This window comes from Algibacter agarivorans (assembly GCF_039543245.1).
Lineage (GTDB): Bacteria > Bacteroidota > Bacteroidia > Flavobacteriales > Flavobacteriaceae > Algibacter_G > Algibacter_G agarivorans.
Genome location: NZ_BAABJJ010000011.1, coordinates 148,762 through 165,600, shown reverse-complemented (window position 1 = coordinate 165,600; position 16,839 = coordinate 148,762). Strand labels below are relative to the sequence as shown.

The following is a 16,839-nucleotide window of genomic DNA, read 5'->3' as shown; positions in this document are numbered from 1 at the left end:
CTGAACTTGTTTCAGTATCTCATCAAGGGAATTCTGTACATTAAAGTATTGATATTGCTTAAAACTTTTAGTACAACACAAAAAAGGATGCCGCTTCTATCCTTAACGCTACTCAATATAACGAATATAGTTAGTTCGTATTTTAATTACAACGTAAGTTCGTTAAAGTTTTACGAAAGTTTGTTCTTGAACTGGTTTCCCGTTAGAGATTGAGATATTATTAAAATTCTTATTTCACAGAGTTCCTCGGAGAATTCGCAATGATTCACAGAGAAAAAAAAAGGTTTTATAGCTGACTATACAAAATCTTCGAATTAAGAACTGAACATGACAAACAAACGCGTTAGGGATAGCAGTGGAAATCCTTTTTATGTGCTTACTAAATATTTGATTGAAATATAATTATTATGTGATTGACACACTTGATAAGATACTAAAACAAGTTCAGCACATGAAAAGATTGTAACGGATAGCCCGACCCTTGTGGTAACGCCCAAATAAAATTTTAAGACAAAAAGTCGCTATTCAAAATCATAGGAATAACCAAACCAACAACAATAGCAGAAATAACCATAATCCAGTCGCGCTTTGTAAACCTAAAAATAGTTTGCACCACATATCCTAAAAATAAAACGATGAACACAATAATGATTTGAGCCAGCTCTATACCTAAGGCGAACTCTAATAATAGCACTAATTTATTATCGGTGTCTCCTAATAGCATTTTAAATTCGCGCGCAAAGCCTAATCCATGTACCAAACCAAAGAATAGTGTAGACAAAAACAAAACACCTACTTTTTCTCGTTGCGCACCTTTTCCAGAGGTAAATACATTAAAAAGGGCGACAATCAATATTGTGATGGGTATTAAAAATTCAACCACTGCAGCATTTACTGTTACCACATTGTAGGCTGCTAAAACCAGAGACAACGTATGCCCCAAGGTAAACATAGAAACGAGCAACAAGACACGTTTCCAGTTTTTAAAAACGTAAGGAACGGTTAATACAATTAAAAATAAAACGTGGTCGTAAGCATTAATATCAAGTACATGATTGATACCATATTCGACATTAAACCAGAAATTTTGAAGCATAATTATTAAGATTTGGGTTCCAAATATACAACTAAAGAATTTTAATAAAAACTTCATCTTTAATTGTGTGCTTTATATTGAACTAATGAGACTTCCTTAAAATTCCATTATACCTTTTGTTCAGCTGAAAAAGCATTTCTTCCGTAATACCCTCTAAAGAAAAGGCATGTTTCCAGCTCCAATCTTGTCTTGCATAAGAGTCATTTATACTTTTTGGCCAACTGTTGGCAATTTGCTGTCTGTAATCTGGGTTATAAACTATTTTAAACTCCGGAATATGTTTTTTAATACATGCCGCAACTTCTCTTGGTGTAAAACTTATGGCTGCAAGATTGTATGACGACCTAATTTTAACGGCACTCGGTTTAGCTTTCATAATATCAATAGTCGCTTTAATAGCATCATCCATAAACATCATAGGAAGTTTGGTATCTGTTTTCAAAAAACAATCATAAAATTTATCGGTTATAGCTTTATGATAAATTTCAACAGCATAATCCGTAGTGCCTCCGCCTGGTAATGTTTTCCAACTAATAATACCTGGATAACGCAGACTCCTTACATCTACATTATATTTATTATGGTAATACTCACACCAACGCTCCCCAACTTGTTTAGTAATCCCGTAAACCGTTGTTGGCTCCATAACGGTATATTGCGGGGTGTATTCTGTTGGGGTTGTCGGGCCAAAAACCGCAATACTAGAAGGCCAAAATATTTTTTTAATAAACTTAGCTTTAGCAAGGTTTAATACGTGAAATAAGGACGAGGTGTTTAAATCCCATGCCTTGACCGGGTATTTTTCGCCAGTTGCACTTAGCATTGCTGCCATTAAATAAACGGTATCTATCTTAAATTTTTCAATACACGTTTTAACGCTTGCATAATCTTGGGCATCAACAATTTCAAAAATACCAGAATTAACAATTTCTTTATTGCTATAACTAATATCGCTTGCAATGACATTATCGTCACCATAAATGTGTCGCAACTTATATGTTAATTCCGAACCAATTTGCCCACAAGCACCAATAATTAATATTTTAGAACCCATTTAAAATCATTATTGTAAGAATTATTCAAAATTAACAAGATTTTATTGATAATATCACATTTTAAAGTGCAAATATTTTTAATTTGCTAATGTCTTATTTAGTTAAAAAATAAACTATGAACTAATTAAACTTTTTGGATTGAGGCGAAAATTAGTCGTTTTGTGACCAGTTGAAGGTTTTTTTGAGTTGCATAGCATCGCTACGGAACGAAAAAAAGACAAAAAATGGGTGCTAAAGGGCAATTTTTTAGCCAATTGAAAAAGTTTAAATGAGTTCTATTACTATATCTTTGTATCCTATCATTTTAAATGAAACCCATGCACAATAAAATCTTATTTGTAATTAGTCTATTTATTTTATGTTTTTCCTGTAAAAAGACTCAAGAAAACACATCTGCAGATGCCACTGAGCAAAGTATTAGACAAGAAATAACCGAAAAAGACATTTCTAAAATAAAATATGTTGAGTATGCTTTAGATTTGAAAACCGAGGACACCATTGAAGATTGGGTAGAATATTCGCAACTACAAGATCTTATAACAGATGTTAAAAAAGGGGATTTAAGCTTTTTTAATGATAATAAAACCGTTATTAAATTACTTTTAAAAGAACTAAAAAGCAATATACCAGAGCAAGTTAACTCTGCATCCATAACGGCAAGAATTTTAGTATTAGAAACGAAACTTTATAAACTTGAAAGTTTATCAAATTTATCTACAACAAGTAAGGAAGAGCTTATAGCTGTTATTAAAGAGTTTTTGGTGTCTTTTTCCAATCTGAATATGCAAATGAATAAAAAAATAGAATTTGACAGTCGTTCTATTGAAAAACCATAAATAACTGGCAAACGCATACTTTATTAAAAATGCCATGAATACACTAATCTTTTGTTTATTATGGATTAAATACAAAAGTAATCTACACTAATTTTTAAAAAATCTAAAGATTTTTTATTCGTGTTAATTATATTCTTTTTACCCCCTTTCTGTTTTATTTGTTTATTAGTTGGCAAAAATGGCCATTAAGTAAAAGCATGAGTTTACCTTGCCCCAAATAATTGTATTTCAAACAAAAAGGTCAGTTCTAAATTAGAACCGACCTTTTTGCTTATATATTAAAGTTATTAGTTTTTAGACTGTGCTGCTTGAGTTTGTAAGACTTGTTTTTGTCTTAATAACTCATTTTTTGTTAACTGAATTAAATTAAAGTTAGGTGCTGTTTTTAAAGCGGCATCCAAAACATCAACTGCTGCATCAATATTTGTTTTTTTATCCTTATTAAAAATATGTATTGCATTTAAATACATAAAAGCTGATTTCAAAGGCACCTCATAAGGGGTTTGAGTTTCATAAAACGCTTTCTTCTCATCATCTTTAGCATTTGCTAAACCATAAGCAATATGTTTTTCTGCTTCAGTTAAATTCTGAATTTGCATGCTAAGCTCTGCCAATTCATAAGCTATCAATGCGTTTGGCCCTCTTTTAAATAATTCCTCGAAGAATCCAATTGCTAATTTTGGCTGCTTTACAGATTTTAACGATATGGCTTTAACCTCAACTGAAATATCAGAATCCGTAGCGTTTTTTTCAATTCCAATGGTGTTAAGTGCTTGCATGAACTTGTTTTCATTCATATATATGTAAGCTAATGTATCTTCTCTTGCTTGAGAAGGCGACAATATATTTAAATGTGTCATCCCATTTATAATCCCTTGCACATCTCCTTGCGCCCTCATTTGCTTATAATAAGTCTCATAATGTGCTATTAATTCTGAGCTCGTTTGAGCACTCAACATAAAGCTACTTACCAATAAAAGCAATCCAAATAATTTTTTCATCTTAAATGTTTATTTTTTGTGGGCTAAAACTATAAAAAATTAATATTTAAACCCTTAAAAGAATGCTAATTTATTTTAAGAGATGTGAATAATCTATTAAATTAGGATGTGAAAACCCAAATATCTTGAACATTTTAAAATATTGATAACCAGTTTACAAAAGCCCAAATACAAGAACTTATTAAATCTAAAAGCTTATTTATTTAGGAAATCTAAAATTAAATAAGTATATTTAAGATTAAAATATTTATAAATTATGGGAATAAAAAGTTTTCAAGGGGCTAGAAGACAGCAAAATACAACCGACGACACCTCTTTAACGGTTAGGGATTATATGACCAGGGATTTGATAACATTTACTCCAGACCAGACTATTGAAAGCGTTATGCAAGCTTTAATTAATAACAGAATTTCTGGTGGTCCGGTAGTTAATGACAAAAATGAGTTGATTGGGATCATATCTGAAGGTGATTGTATAAAACAAATTAGCGAAAGCCGTTATTATAATATGCCCATGCAAGACAAAACCATTGAAAAGCATATGGCTATGAATGTTGAAACCATTGATGGTAATATGAATATTTTTGATGCTGCCAATAAGTTTTTAGAAGCTAAACGCCGTAGATTCCCTATTGTAGAAAACGGCAAACTGGTTGGACAAATAAGTCAGAAAGATGTACTTAAAGCAGCCATGAAATTGAAAGGACAAAATTGGAAATAGACTAAAGTCTATCAATTACCCACAATAAAGCTTTTGGTTCATCCGTAATCAAAAGCTTTTCTTTTTTTGTGCCCCCTAGTGTTAATATTTTTGAATAGGAATAGCCTTCAATAGCATTTTTTAAAACTTTCCATTTAGCAATTCCTTTAACTGCAATGGAATGGGTTCATTCAGTTCTATTACACCTTCTGTATAACGTATGGTTTTATTAATACCCAAAAGACCAGTACTTTTTTTATTATGTTGCTTTAAATAAGCTTTTAATTTTTCTGGAGCGTCATATCTAAATCCAGAATTTCGCTTGTAATCTTTTACTAAAAACAATCGTCTCATACTTTTTTGTATTCCTGAAATTTTCACAATAGCCATTTCAGAATTACTTTCAATAAAAAAATCCTGCGCTTTTTCATCGTTTATAATTTTTCTCCAGCTTTCACCCCCTTTTACTTCTACAACAACATGATAATAAACACATTACCTGCCGCTTAAAGGCGCTATTAAAGGTTCGTTTACATGTTTTGCTTTTCCTATAACTTTAGCATATTCGGTTTCCCTAATACTATTAATAGATTTCTTTCTGCTTTTTTTAAACTCACGGAGCATTATTTTCTTACTGCTAAAATAATGAGCTACAACAGCTATTGCTCCAAATGCAGAAAACATAGCAACTGGAATTAATACATTAAAATTTTCTTTTAGAAACAACAGAACCTCTTCCAAATTAGCTTTCTCTTTTTACTAATGCATAGTAATCACCTTCTAAAGGCAAATAACCTTGGTCATAGACAAAATAATATATAGTTCCAGCTTTGGTCGTGTAAATACTTGTAAAGTAATTAAAATCGAAACCTGCCTCAATAAGTTTTGCTCTTGAGGTTCTTGTTTTTTGATTTGGATTTAAGCTTTCTAAAATTCTATAATTTTTGCGAAGTCGATTGTTTGTATTTCGGATTAAATTTTTACTATCCTTATTTACTTTATTGTTATAGGCGTTTCTGCAACCATCACTACAGAATTTTTTATCAATTCTGCCTATAATTTTATCGCCACACTCTAAGCATTGTTTTTGCATAATTATTTGTTTTCTATTTTATACCAACGAAGGTTTAGTTTTTCTTCTTCAAAATAAAAGTCTTCTACATATTCTAATCCGATTTTTAATAACGCGTTATGCGATGCTTGATTACCTATTTCGGTTATTGCAAATAGTTCAGGTAATTTTAGAATCCTAAACGCATAATTTACGGCTGCTTTTCCGGATTCAGTCGCATAGCCTTTTCCCCAATATTTTGATATGAGCCTGTAACCAACATCATAATATTTTACATGGCCATTCATGTTATATTCTGTATTAAGTCGTATCCCGGACCAGCCAATAAAATGGCCTGAAGATTTTTCAATAGCTGCAAATCTACCAATACCACGTTCTTTATATTGATTGATAATACTACCTAATATTTTTTGAGATTCTTCTTTGGTTTTAACTGGTTTGTTTCCTAAATATTTATGAACAGAAGGATTAGAATCGAGTTCGAACATACCTTCTAAATCGGTTAACCTAAGTTCTCTTAAAATTAGCCTTTCGGTTTCTATATGCAATTTCATGTCTTCTTTATTTTCTACCAATCCCCGGCATATTGCAAATTAGTCCCACTGTTTTCTTTTAAGTAAAAATATTGATATCTAATTATTTGGCGCAAATGCAAATAGTCATGAGCCAGCCAATTATTTAAAAATAATTTAGCAGATAGATCACCAAGTACTGAGTGTTTAACTGCCAGTTCCCAATTTTTATTATTTAATGATTTTAGCCATATTATAGAGGTATCACGTTCAGATAAAAACGCCTTTAGTGTTTCCTTATAATGTTTAGAAACATAATCCCGTTCAACAACCCAACCTTCAGGATTTATGGGTATCAATTCTTCGGATGGATTTTCAAGAGTATGCTTGACTCGAGCTCTAAAATCTTCACGTTCTTCATCAAATAAATGGCAAACTATTTCAAGTAAACACCATGTATCTGGGGCTGGCCGCCAAAAATATTGATCTTCTTTCATGCCTGTTAGAAGAGTTTCAAATACGTTCCTGTTTCGCTCTAATTGACTTATTATGGATTCAACGGTCATGTTTTCAAATAATTATGATGCCAATATACATAAAAATTATCCATTTACAAACGACTACAAACATTTACAAACGATTTTAAATAAGTAATAACCGAATAAAATTTGGAAGCTGATGCATCTTTGCAGTGTCGAATTTATACTGGACTTGTTTCAGTAACTTATTTACAAAACGACAATTAAGTAAAATTAAAAAGACCTTGAAACGAGTTCAAGGCAATGCATTAACTGTTTAACGATAAAAATTTAAAATTATGAACACACTTAGAAACAAAGTACAGTTGATTGGTAACTTAGGAAACGATCCAGAAATCATCAATCTAGAATCAGGAAAAACCTTAGCAAAATTTAATATTGCTACAAATGAAAGCTACACCAATAATAAAGGTGAAAAGATTACAGACACCCAATGGCACAATGTAGTTGCCTGGGGAAAAACGGCTCAAATTATTGAAAAATATGTAACCAAAGGAAAAGAGATTGCTATTGAAGGCAAACTAACCTCTAGAAGTTATGATGATAAAGAGGGTAACAAACGATACATTACAGAAGTGGTTTGTAGTGAATTGTTGATGCTTGGTAAATAGATAACCTTTTTTTGCCCAAAGAAAGACTTAGAAGAGATTCTCTACAATAGAGTCTCTTCTATTTTTTTCATATTATCAATGTTAAAATAACCGCCTTTGTTTTCAGTCCTATCTAAAGATTGCTGAATAATTAAATGCGCTACATTAACCATGTTTCTCAGTTCACAAAGTGATGTGGTTATTTTAGATTCTTTATAAAGATCTTCTACTTCATTATATATCAAATCCAAATGCTTTATGGCCCTTTCTAGACGCTTATTACTTCTTACTATGCCCACATAATTCCGCATTAAGGCTTGTAATTGCTTAAGGTTATGCTGTATTAAAATATGCTCTTCTGGAATAACTGTCCCTTCATCATTCCAATCTGGAATGTTAATATTTAAAGATTCATAATCGTTTTTAGAATGGTGTTTAAAGATATTATGTGCATAAACCAAAGCTTCTAATAAGGAATTAGAAGCAAGCCTATTAGCGCCATGCAACCCTGTTCTAGAACATTCGCCACAGGCAAACAAATTATCGATGGTTGTTTTACCTTTTTTATTCACTTTAATACCACCGCACAAATAATGAGAAGCTGGAATTACAGGAATCCAATCGATTTTTATATCAATATGATGCTCTAAACATTTTTTATAAATATTTGGAAAGTGATTTTTAAAGGCATCAATATCCAAATGCGTACAATCCAAATACACATGAGGCTCCCCTGATTTTTTTAATTCGCTATCAATACTTTGAGACACAATATCTCGTGATGCTAATTCGGCACGCTCATCATAATCTGGCATAAACCTGTAACCCTTTTTATTTCTAAGATAGGCACCAAAACCCCTAACGGCTTCAGATATTAAAAAAGAGGATTCACCTTTTGCTTCATATAAAGCAGAGGGATGAAACTGCACAAACTCCATATCCTTAATACGTGCTTTGGCTCTATAGGCCATAGCAATACCATCTCCTGTGGCTATAACCGGATTTGTAGTATGCCCATAAACACAGCCAATACCTCCAGAAGCTAACAAGGTACTATTCGCTTTAATAGTGAAAATTTGTCCTGTTTTTTGATCTAAAACATAAGCACCATAACAAGCATCGCTTTTAGGTTTCTCACGCTCTAAATGATGATTTGTTATTAAATCGATTGCGAAGTGATATGGTAGTAAAGTAATATTTGATAATTGATGCGCCCTACTTAACAAGGCGCGTTCAATTTCGTAACCTGTTATATCCTTATGGTGTACAATTCTGTATTCTGAATGACCACCTTCTTTACCTAAATCAAATTTACCAGTATCGTTAAGATCAAAATTTGCACCCCAAAGCAACAACTCTTTTAATCGGCCTGGACCTTCTTTAACCACCATCTCTACAACAGCTTCTTTACAAAGACCGTCTCCTGCTATTAAAGTATCTTTTATATGTTTTTTAAAGGAATCCTCTTCTTTGTTTAAAACTACTGCAACACCGCCTTGTGCATATTTAGTGTTCGATTCGTCTTCGCTTGCTTTGGTAACAATAACTACGTTTCTATCTGGAAATTGTTCTGCAATTTTAACCGCAAATGTTAACCCCGCTATTCCAGAACCTATTACTAAATAATCTGTAGTCACCATATTATTTTGATAACTCCAACATGCGTTCAATAGGCAATAAAGCGCGTTCTCTTATGGCTTCCTCCACATCAATTTGTGGGGACTCATTAAGTAAACAGTCATATAATTTTTGAAGTGTGTTCATTTTCATGAAATGACATTCGCTACAAGCACAAGTATTATCTTCTTTTGCTGGTGCGGGAATCAATTCTGTATTAGGCATTTCTTGCTGCATTTTGTGTAAAATACCAGCTTCAGTTGCTACAATAAATTTTTGATCTTGATGTTCTTTTACATAATTTATCATTCCAGAAGTAGACCCAATATACGTTGCAGTATCCAAAATATGGGTTTCTGACTCTGGGTGTGCTATAATTTTATAATCTGGATATTTTTTATGCAGCTCTATCAACTTATCCATAGAAAACGCTTCGTGAACTATACAGCTCCCATCCCAAAGCAACATGTCTCTTCCCGTTTCATTGATAATGTATTGTCCAAGGTTTCTATCTGGGGCAAAAATAATCGGGGTCTCTTTTGGAATTGAATTTACAATTTTTAAAGCATTTGATGATGTACAAACAATATCAGTTAACGCCTTAATTTCTGCGGAACAATTAACATAAGTAATCACCACATGATCAGGATGTGCTTTAGTGAATTTCTCAAAATCTTCTGGCGGACAAGAATCTGCTAACGAACACCCTGCATTTAAGTCTGGCAACACAACTGTTTTTTCAGGACTTAAAATTTTGGCCGTTTCTGCCATAAAATGCACCCCTGCAAATACAATCATATCGGCATCTGTTTCGGCTGCTTTTTGCGATAAGCCTAAACTATCCCCTACATAATCTGCGATATCTTGTATTTCTGGCACTTGATAATAATGTGCTAAAATAACTGCGTTCTTTTCTTTTTTAAGACGTTGTATTTCTTTTACTAAATCCATTTTAAAATCTTCAGAATAATTACAAAAACAAACTTTGGTTCAATATAACCAAATTATTAATGCAAATATCTTAATTAAAAATTTTAATGAAATGAGATTCATTTAAAAAAACCCATGAATTAAAGACCTTTAACCTTTTTATGAAATTATTAAACTATTGTTAACTAAACGCTTTAATAATTACTAAAACCGTTTTTATGACATGACAAAAACTGATAGCACGTTGGGTGTCAGCCTGAGTGCAGTCGAAGCCATTTGGAAATATCGACTTCAAAAGCATTTCGATTGCACTCAATGTGACACATTTTGATTTCTGTCATGTACTCAGAAAACCATTATACATAAATCAACGTTTAGGCTTTAACCGCTAAATTCTGAATATCTATTTGAATTTGATTCAAGACCGCTTCACTTCGTTCCAATTCATTTAAAACAGCTGTTTTAATATCTTCAAAAGTATCCTTAACACCTTTAAACAAATCTTGATAATAGGAAACACCTATTTTCATATTATTAGTAAAGGTTTGCAAATACTTCTCTTCCTTCTTATTCATAGAAATTTTAGCATCTTCTAATTTGTTTTTTAAGAAGTCAATATAAATATGCAATTCTTTAACAAATAGATTTGGCCGGTCTGCCCTAGACACCATATTTGCTCTTCCGTAAATATGATCGGTAATATTTTCAAGACTCATAACTTTAGAATAATAAGCCATATTTGGCCCTGGGCAAATGGAAACACCCTTACCTTCAGTTTTAGTATCTAATCCATAAGCTAACAAAGCAGAAGTGCCAAGACCAACGCAAGTACACGATTTTACAATAATATTATTGAATTCCTTTTGGTATACCTCTGGCGAAAGCTCTTGACTTTCCAATTCCTTGATTTTTAAAAATTGATATTCTCTAGACGCCGTACAAATACCCGTTTCTTTAAACTCTTTATTTAATGCTACAAACTTTTTTGGGCAAGAACTGCCTGGTCTGCCTTTATTAATCTTCGCTTCCTTTTCTGCATCTTTTGTGTTATCTCTCAGATTATTAAATGGCACACCTAGTGGAGAAATATCACTTAAATACAAATCCTTTTCGGTGGCTTTTGTTAATTTATTAAGAGTAACGTCATCCACTGTTGTGGCTTCTGGAACTAATAAAAAAGGACTTCCCCAACCCACAGAATCTAAATTATAATGGTCTAATAAAAAAGCATGTTCTTCTTCTGTCCCCACGCCTCCTTGAGCCGTAATTTCAATAGACAATCCATCTGTTGGAACACTACGGTTTTGTCTTAAAAGCTCTTGGTTCAACACGTCTTGAATTGCGTCTTTTAACGCGTTACGTTTTTCTTTAAATTCTGCTAAAACAGGTCCTAAAAGATAACCATCTGTAGCAAATGCATGTCCGCCACAATTAAGCCCAGACTCAATTCTATATTCTGAAACCCACAAGCCTTTTTTTGCTAAAAACCGACCTTGAATTAGTGCTGACCTATAATCACTTACCTTTAAAATAATACGCTTTTTAAAGACGCCGTTTTCATCTGGAAAAAAATCATCAAATTGAGACATATAGGCGTACAACCTAGGATTCATTCCTGCAGAAAGCACTACCGAAGAATTTAATTTACTATTCGCAAAGCCTCTTAATGCAGCGTGTGCATCATTATATTCTACAGGTAGTTTTTCATCCTTTTTATAATTGTCTTTATCAACTTTGGTCATAATATTAACATCAATATTCCCCATAGTTAAATTATTGACAGCCCACTTTTTAACATCAGAAACATTAAAACCTTTTTCCGTTAATTTTAAATATTCGGTTTTTAATTTAGAACTGTTGGGAAGCATATTGATATAGGCAAGAAGCTCATCACTTTTTTCGGAAGTAATATGCTTTAATGATTCAAATTTTTCATGAGCCAAATCACTTATCAAATTCAAATAAGATGTAATTCTTTTTGCTCTAAAATCATCTATCTTATCTGTAATCTCATTATAAGGAACTTCAAATTTTTCACTATACATTTTTCTTAGTTTCTCTAGAAGAATATCATCAACTAAAGAAATAACAGAATCCATACCATACTGCGCCACTTTTAAAGGCGTATCGATTGTAAAACCAATACCCATTACTGGAATGTGAAACGAATGTGCTTTTTTCATAATTGTTATTTTTACACCATTTAATTTTTGAACGGTATTAACGTGCAAAGATAGAATGACTGACAAGTATAGAATATGACATTTGTCATGCTCTGAGTTATGGCTTTTTTATTGAAAAATAAAAATATTCCTTTTTATAGCAATGATTTAATTAGAAAGATACGGGGATAGATGCTGTTTTTTTTAATTATTCTTAATAAGAATTCATCAAACAACAAAAATTGATAAAACTTCGAGATGACTTCGCTCTTTAATTTAAGCTTCACTATTTTTATCGTTAATTTTCAATAGAACGATACCATGTCTGTAGCACCAAAAATAGCACGATTCAATCAAAATGTTTTGTCAAAATATCAGATATACAACAGTATATTCATGACCTTACCTTTTGATTCCGTAACAAAAACTGGAGTACTCCTCCCTTTATTTCATGAAACTTGTAAAAAAGGATTTGAACAAGGTGACGACCCAACAACCATAGTTGAGGCATTTTTTAAAAAATATCAAGCACGCCGGGATAAACAAAGCCAAATAAACTTACTTTTCAGATTCATCCAATATATTGAAAGACAAGTGGTGTTATTTGATGCTATTGAAGATGCTGCATTCCCAGTAGTAAACAATATGGACGGTATTGGTACTTTAAGAAACCTTAAAGGTGCTGCAATTGCTAATAATACTTTAGAAGAATTACAAAATTATCTAGAAGAGTTTAAAGTTCGTATTGTTTTAACGGCGCACCCAACACAATTTTACCCAGGTTCTGTTTTAGGGATTATTACAGATTTAACCGAGGCTATTAAAGACAACAACTTATCTGAAATTAATAATTTATTTGGGCAGTTAGGAAAAACACCGTTCTTTAAACACAAAAAACCAACTCCTTATGACGAGGCAAAAAGCTTAATTTGGTACTTAGAAAACGTGTTTTACCAATCGTTTGGAGAAATATACAACTACATACAAACCAATATCTATTCTGACGGCAGGAAGCATAATGAAATTATAAATATTGGATTTTGGCCAGGTGGCGATAGAGATGGAAACCCTTTTGTTAAGCCAGACACAACTTTAAAGGTTGCTAAGAAACTAAAAAAAGCCATACTTAAAAAATATTATACTGACCTTAAAAACTTAAGAAGAAAACTTACTTTTAGAGGTGTTGAAGAACGCATCGTAAAATTAGAAACCATACTCTATAATTACAGCATCAATTTAAAAACTAAAAAAGCAATTACCGCTAAGGAACTTATTTTAGAGTTATTAAGCATACGAAGCCTGGTTGTTAAAGATTTCCATTCACTTTACGAGAATGAAATAAATGACCTAATTAATAGAGTGCACCTCTTTGGCTATAATTTTGCAACCCTAGATATTAGACAAGATAGCAGAATACACCACGCTGTTTTTTCAACCGTAATAGATCATTTAATTGCAACAGGCAATTCATCTTTCCCAGATAATTACAATGATCTATCTGAAAGCGAGCAAATTAAAATCTTATCAAAAGCCAATGATAATATTACAGATTTAGATGTATTTGAAGATGAAATGGTTTATAACACTTTAAAAACTATTTCTGTTATTAAAGATATCCAAGAAAGCAATGGTGAATTAGGAGCCAATAGATACATTATAAGCAACAACCAAACAGCGTTGAACGTTATGCAACTTTTTGCTATGCTAAAAATAGTAGCGTTTAAGGAAGAATTAACGGTTGATGTTGTTCCTTTATTTGAAACTATTCCTGATTTAGAAAATGCACCTGGTGTTATGGAACAGTTATATACCAACCCAGAATACATGGCGCACTTAAAAGCCAGAGGCAACAAGCAAACTATTATGCTTGGTTTTTCTGATGGCACTAAAGATGGTGGTTATTTAATGGCAAACTGGGGTATTTACAAAGCCAAAGAATTGCTTACAGAAATGTCTAGAAAATACGATATTACCGCTATATTCTTTGATGGTCGTGGTGGCCCTCCAGCTCGTGGTGGCGGAAAAACACATCAATTTTACTCTTCTTTAGGACCAACAATTGAAGACAAAGAAGTACAATTGACAATACAAGGACAAACTATTAGCTCTAATTTTGGAACTTTAGAATCGTCTCAATACAACTTAGAACAATTAATAAGTTCAGGTATTTCTAACAGAATTGGTAAAGAAAAAAACCAATTGGTTGATGAGGACAGAGTTGTTATGAATGATTTAGCTGAAACAAGCTACCAAACATACAAGGACTTTAAAAGCCACCCTATGTTTATTCCGTATTTAGAGCGCATGAGTACTTTAAAATACTATGCTAAAACTAATATAGGCAGTAGACCTTCAAAACGAGGTAATTCTGAAGGCTTAGTGTTTTCAGATTTAAGAGCGATACCTTTTGTTGGATCATGGAGTCAATTAAAACAAAATGTTCCTGGATTTTACGGCGTAGGCACTGCTTTAAAGCAATATGAAGACAGAGGTGAATTTCACAAAGTTGAACAACTTTATAAAAACTCTAAATTCTTTAAAACCCTATTAGAAAACAGCATGATGTCTTTAACCAAATCGTTTTTCGATTTAACAAAGTACATGTCTAAAGATGAGGAATTTGGAGATTTCTGGACTATTATTTACACAGAATATCTTACCACTAAAAGGTTACTGCTTAAACTAACAGGCTACGAAGAATTAATGGAAAATGAACCTTCTGGAAAAGCCTCTATTGAAGTTAGAGAATCTATAGTCCTGCCCTTACTAACCATACAACAGTATGCACTTAAAAAGATTCAAGAATTAGAAAAAGCCGGTGTTGCTATTGATGACGAAGAAAAGAAAATATTTGAAAAGATTGTAACACGTTCTTTATTTGGTAATATTAATGCTAGTAGAAATTCTGCTTAATTAGAACCATTACGTTTAAACCCAAAAAAACGCTTATCCTATATCCAGGATAAGCGTTTTTTTTTATAGAACTGATATGGAGGAAATCATTAATTCAAAGTATCTGCACCTTTTTCGCCTGTTCTAATTCTATAGCATTCTTCTATATCTGAAACAAAAATTTTGCCATCGCCTACATTCCCCGTTCCAGCAGAACTAATAATAGCCTTAATTGTAGCATCTTCAAAACTATCGCTTACAACAATTGAGAGATATCTACGTTGGATATCACTGGTGCTATATGAAACACCCCTATACACATGCCCTTCCTTTTCGTTTCCAATCCCGGTAACATCCCAATAGGAAAAAAAATTAACCCCTACGTCATGAAAGGCTTCTTTAACTGCACTATACTTCGACTTTCTTATAATGGCTTCTATTTTCTTCATGATGACCTAATTATTAATTACTTTCTATAAAAGTAAAAAATATTAGCAATATTTCAAAGTATTGACATGATTCTAATGGGTTATGATGTAATACCAATTAAACAAAAAAAAGGGTGTTTTACATAAAGCAAAACACCCTTTTTAACACAAACTAACTAAACTAAATTTTAATGCTCATTTAACCTGAAATCTGGATATGCATCCATTCCATGTTCATGTGCATCTAATCCTTCTAATTCTTCTTTTTCAGAAACTCTTATTCCAATAGTTTTCTTAAGAGTAAATATGATAATAAATGAAGTTGTAATACAAAATACAGCATAACAAGCTACACCTGTTAATTGTGCCATAAATGTATGATCTGGGTTAGTTGAAAATATTCCAACAGCTAAAGTTCCCCAAATACCACAAATTAAATGTACTGCAATAGCACCAACGGGATCATCTAACTTAATAGCATCTACAAAACTAACTGCAAATACAATAAGCGCTCCTGCAATAGCTCCAATTAATATAGCACTTTCAGGAGTCATAACATCTGCCCCAGCTGTAATACCCACTAATCCACCTAAAATACCATTTAAGAACATAGTTAAATCTAAATTCTTATATTTCAAGAATGACACTAACATAGCAACTACGCCACCCGCAGCAGCGGCCAAACATGTCGTAACTAAAGTTAATGATGTTAATTCTGGATCTGCAGAAAGTACCGACCCGCCATTAAATCCGAACCATCCTAACCAAAGTACTAAAACACCTGCAGTAGCTAATGGAATATTGTGCCCTGGAATAGCTTGTGGCTTACCGTCTTTAAATTTCCCGATACGAGAACCTAATAAATATACAGCAACTAAAGCTGCCCATCCACCAACAGAATGCACTAAAGTAGAACCTGCAAAATCGTAGAATCCTAATTCATCAAGGAATCCACCACCCCATTTCCAAGAACCTGCGATTGGATAAACAAACCCTACGTAGATTACAGTAAAAATCATAAATGATCCAATTTTCATACGTTCAGCAACAGCTCCTGATACAATTGTTGCAGCAGTAGCAGCAAACATACCTTGAAATAAGAAATCTGTCCACCAAGTATAACCTCCGTCAGCATAATCTGGAGTCATTCCATTTTCTGGAGCCCCGATACCAGGAACAATTGACCCAATAAACCCATTGAATTCACCTGGATACATCAAGTTAAATCCTACTAAATAGTATAGCAATAGACCAACTGTGATAATAAAAATATTTTTAAATAAAATATTGATTGTATTTTTTTGTCTTGTTAACCCAATTTCAAGAAATGCAAAACCTGTATGCATAAAGAAAACGAGTGCCGTACAGACCATCATCCATACGTTATTAGCTGTAAATAATCCTTCCAT

The 16,839-nt window shown here is 32.6% G+C and carries 17 protein-coding genes; 4 read left to right on the top strand and 13 right to left on the bottom strand.

The window, feature by feature from the left end; genetic code table 11:
- Positions 1-505: 505 nt before the first annotated feature.
- The gene (locus tag ABD935_RS04595; RefSeq protein WP_345190467.1) at positions 506-1,096 is read right to left on the bottom strand and encodes a HupE/UreJ family protein; all 591 of its coding nucleotides are present in this window, start codon (positions 1,094-1,096) and stop codon (positions 506-508) included.
- Positions 1,097-1,178: 82 nt separating this feature from the next.
- A complete protein-coding gene (locus ABD935_RS04590) occupies positions 1,179-2,150 on the bottom strand; it encodes an NAD-dependent epimerase/dehydratase family protein (protein WP_345190465.1) in 972 nt (323 codons plus the stop codon).
- A gap of 318 nt (positions 2,151-2,468) precedes the next feature.
- On the opposite strand from ABD935_RS04590, the gene ABD935_RS04585 reads away from it, so the two are divergent.
- A complete protein-coding gene (locus tag ABD935_RS04585; protein WP_345190464.1) occupies positions 2,469-2,987 on the top strand; it encodes a hypothetical protein in 519 nt (172 codons plus the stop codon).
- A 287-nt stretch (positions 2,988-3,274) separates the two neighbouring features.
- On the opposite strand, the gene ABD935_RS04580 is transcribed toward ABD935_RS04585, so the two are convergent.
- Positions 3,275-3,988: a hypothetical protein gene (locus tag ABD935_RS04580; RefSeq protein WP_345190463.1), complete on the bottom strand. Its 714-nt coding sequence runs from the start codon at positions 3,986-3,988 to the stop codon at positions 3,275-3,277.
- A gap of 256 nt (positions 3,989-4,244) precedes the next feature.
- Between ABD935_RS04580 and ABD935_RS04575 the strand changes: the two genes are divergently transcribed.
- Entirely contained in the window at positions 4,245-4,709 is a 465-nt protein-coding gene (locus ABD935_RS04575) for a CBS domain-containing protein (protein WP_345190462.1), read from the top strand.
- 120 nt (positions 4,710-4,829) lie between these two features.
- Here the strand turns inward: ABD935_RS04575 and ABD935_RS04570 are convergent, their stop codons facing one another.
- From ABD935_RS04570 to ABD935_RS04550, 5 genes are all read right to left on the bottom strand, one after another.
- Entirely contained in the window at positions 4,830-5,078 is a 249-nt protein-coding gene (locus ABD935_RS04570) for a hypothetical protein (protein ID WP_345190461.1), read from the bottom strand.
- Between the two features lie 105 nt (positions 5,079-5,183).
- Complete coding sequence (locus ABD935_RS04565) at positions 5,184-5,429, bottom strand: hypothetical protein (protein ID WP_345190460.1); 246 nt, start codon at positions 5,427-5,429, stop codon at positions 5,184-5,186.
- A 1-nt stretch (position 5,430) separates the two neighbouring features.
- Positions 5,431-5,781: a hypothetical protein gene (locus ABD935_RS04560; RefSeq protein ID WP_345190458.1), complete on the bottom strand. Its 351-nt coding sequence runs from the start codon at positions 5,779-5,781 to the stop codon at positions 5,431-5,433.
- Between the two features lie 2 nt (positions 5,782-5,783).
- Positions 5,784-6,314, bottom strand: coding sequence for a GNAT family N-acetyltransferase (locus ABD935_RS04555; protein ID WP_345190457.1), 531 nt, complete (start codon positions 6,312-6,314; stop codon positions 5,784-5,786).
- A gap of 14 nt (positions 6,315-6,328) precedes the next feature.
- On the bottom strand, positions 6,329-6,838 hold the full coding sequence (locus tag ABD935_RS04550) for a DinB family protein (protein WP_345190456.1): 510 nt from the start codon (positions 6,836-6,838) through the stop codon (positions 6,329-6,331).
- A gap of 251 nt (positions 6,839-7,089) precedes the next feature.
- Between ABD935_RS04550 and ABD935_RS04545 the strand changes: the two genes are divergently transcribed.
- The gene (locus ABD935_RS04545) at positions 7,090-7,422 is read left to right on the top strand and encodes a single-stranded DNA-binding protein (protein ID WP_345190455.1); all 333 of its coding nucleotides are present in this window, start codon (positions 7,090-7,092) and stop codon (positions 7,420-7,422) included.
- 41 nt (positions 7,423-7,463) lie between these two features.
- Here ABD935_RS04545 and nadB read toward each other — a convergent pair whose 3' ends face one another.
- The 3 genes from nadB to ABD935_RS04530 all read right to left on the bottom strand — a co-directional run bounded on the left by nadB (position 7,464) and on the right by ABD935_RS04530 (position 12,131).
- Positions 7,464-9,041 carry an L-aspartate oxidase gene (gene nadB, locus ABD935_RS04540; protein ID WP_345190454.1) on the bottom strand — a complete coding sequence of 526 codons (1,578 nt, stop codon included), beginning with the start codon at positions 9,039-9,041 and terminating at the stop codon, positions 7,464-7,466.
- 1 nt (position 9,042) lies between these two features.
- Positions 9,043-9,969: a quinolinate synthase NadA gene (gene nadA, locus ABD935_RS04535; protein ID WP_345190453.1), complete on the bottom strand. Its 927-nt coding sequence runs from the start codon at positions 9,967-9,969 to the stop codon at positions 9,043-9,045.
- Positions 9,970-10,322: 353 nt separating this feature from the next.
- Complete coding sequence (locus tag ABD935_RS04530; RefSeq protein ID WP_345190452.1) at positions 10,323-12,131, bottom strand: hypothetical protein; 1,809 nt, start codon at positions 12,129-12,131, stop codon at positions 10,323-10,325.
- Between the two features lie 300 nt (positions 12,132-12,431).
- Here ABD935_RS04530 and ABD935_RS04525 point away from each other — a divergent pair, with 300 nt between their 5' ends.
- Positions 12,432-15,023: a phosphoenolpyruvate carboxylase gene (locus ABD935_RS04525; protein ID WP_345190451.1), complete on the top strand. Its 2,592-nt coding sequence runs from the start codon at positions 12,432-12,434 to the stop codon at positions 15,021-15,023.
- 89 nt (positions 15,024-15,112) lie between these two features.
- Here ABD935_RS04525 and ABD935_RS04520 read toward each other — a convergent pair whose 3' ends face one another.
- Positions 15,113-15,451, bottom strand: coding sequence for a P-II family nitrogen regulator (locus ABD935_RS04520; RefSeq protein WP_345190450.1), 339 nt, complete (start codon positions 15,449-15,451; stop codon positions 15,113-15,115).
- Positions 15,452-15,618: 167 nt separating this feature from the next.
- Positions 15,619-16,839, bottom strand: coding sequence for an ammonium transporter (locus ABD935_RS04515; RefSeq protein WP_345190448.1), 1,221 nt, complete (start codon positions 16,837-16,839; stop codon positions 15,619-15,621).

Excerpts from the sequence above, each read along its gene's own strand:
- ABD935_RS04595 (WP_345190467.1), bottom strand. The coding sequence starts at position 1,096 with ATGCTTCAAAATTTCTGGTTTAATGTCGAATATGGTATCAATCATGTA.
- ABD935_RS04590 (WP_345190465.1), bottom strand. The coding sequence starts at position 2,150 with ATGGGTTCTAAAATATTAATTATTGGTGCTTGTGGGCAAATTGGTTCG.
- ABD935_RS04585 (WP_345190464.1), top strand. The coding sequence starts at position 2,469 with ATGCACAATAAAATCTTATTTGTAATTAGTCTATTTATTTTATGTTTT.
- ABD935_RS04580 (WP_345190463.1), bottom strand. The coding sequence starts at position 3,988 with ATGAAAAAATTATTTGGATTGCTTTTATTGGTAAGTAGCTTTATGTTG.
- ABD935_RS04575 (WP_345190462.1), top strand. The coding sequence starts at position 4,245 with ATGGGAATAAAAAGTTTTCAAGGGGCTAGAAGACAGCAAAATACAACC.
- ABD935_RS04570 (WP_345190461.1), bottom strand. The coding sequence starts at position 5,078 with ATGGCTATTGTGAAAATTTCAGGAATACAAAAAAGTATGAGACGATTG.
- ABD935_RS04560 (WP_345190458.1), bottom strand. The coding sequence starts at position 5,781 with ATGCAAAAACAATGCTTAGAGTGTGGCGATAAAATTATAGGCAGAATT.
- ABD935_RS04555 (WP_345190457.1), bottom strand. The coding sequence starts at position 6,314 with ATGAAATTGCATATAGAAACCGAAAGGCTAATTTTAAGAGAACTTAGG.
- ABD935_RS04550 (WP_345190456.1), bottom strand. The coding sequence starts at position 6,838 with ATGACCGTTGAATCCATAATAAGTCAATTAGAGCGAAACAGGAACGTA.
- ABD935_RS04545 (WP_345190455.1), top strand. The coding sequence starts at position 7,090 with ATGAACACACTTAGAAACAAAGTACAGTTGATTGGTAACTTAGGAAAC.
- nadB (WP_345190454.1), bottom strand. The coding sequence starts at position 9,041 with ATGGTGACTACAGATTATTTAGTAATAGGTTCTGGAATAGCGGGGTTA.
- nadA (WP_345190453.1), bottom strand. The coding sequence starts at position 9,969 with ATGGATTTAGTAAAAGAAATACAACGTCTTAAAAAAGAAAAGAACGCA.
- ABD935_RS04530 (WP_345190452.1), bottom strand. The coding sequence starts at position 12,131 with ATGAAAAAAGCACATTCGTTTCACATTCCAGTAATGGGTATTGGTTTT.
- ABD935_RS04525 (WP_345190451.1), top strand. The coding sequence starts at position 12,432 with ATGTCTGTAGCACCAAAAATAGCACGATTCAATCAAAATGTTTTGTCA.
- ABD935_RS04520 (WP_345190450.1), bottom strand. The coding sequence starts at position 15,451 with ATGAAGAAAATAGAAGCCATTATAAGAAAGTCGAAGTATAGTGCAGTT.
- ABD935_RS04515 (WP_345190448.1), bottom strand. The coding sequence starts at position 16,839 with ATGGAAGGATTATTTACAGCTAATAACGTATGGATGATGGTCTGTACG.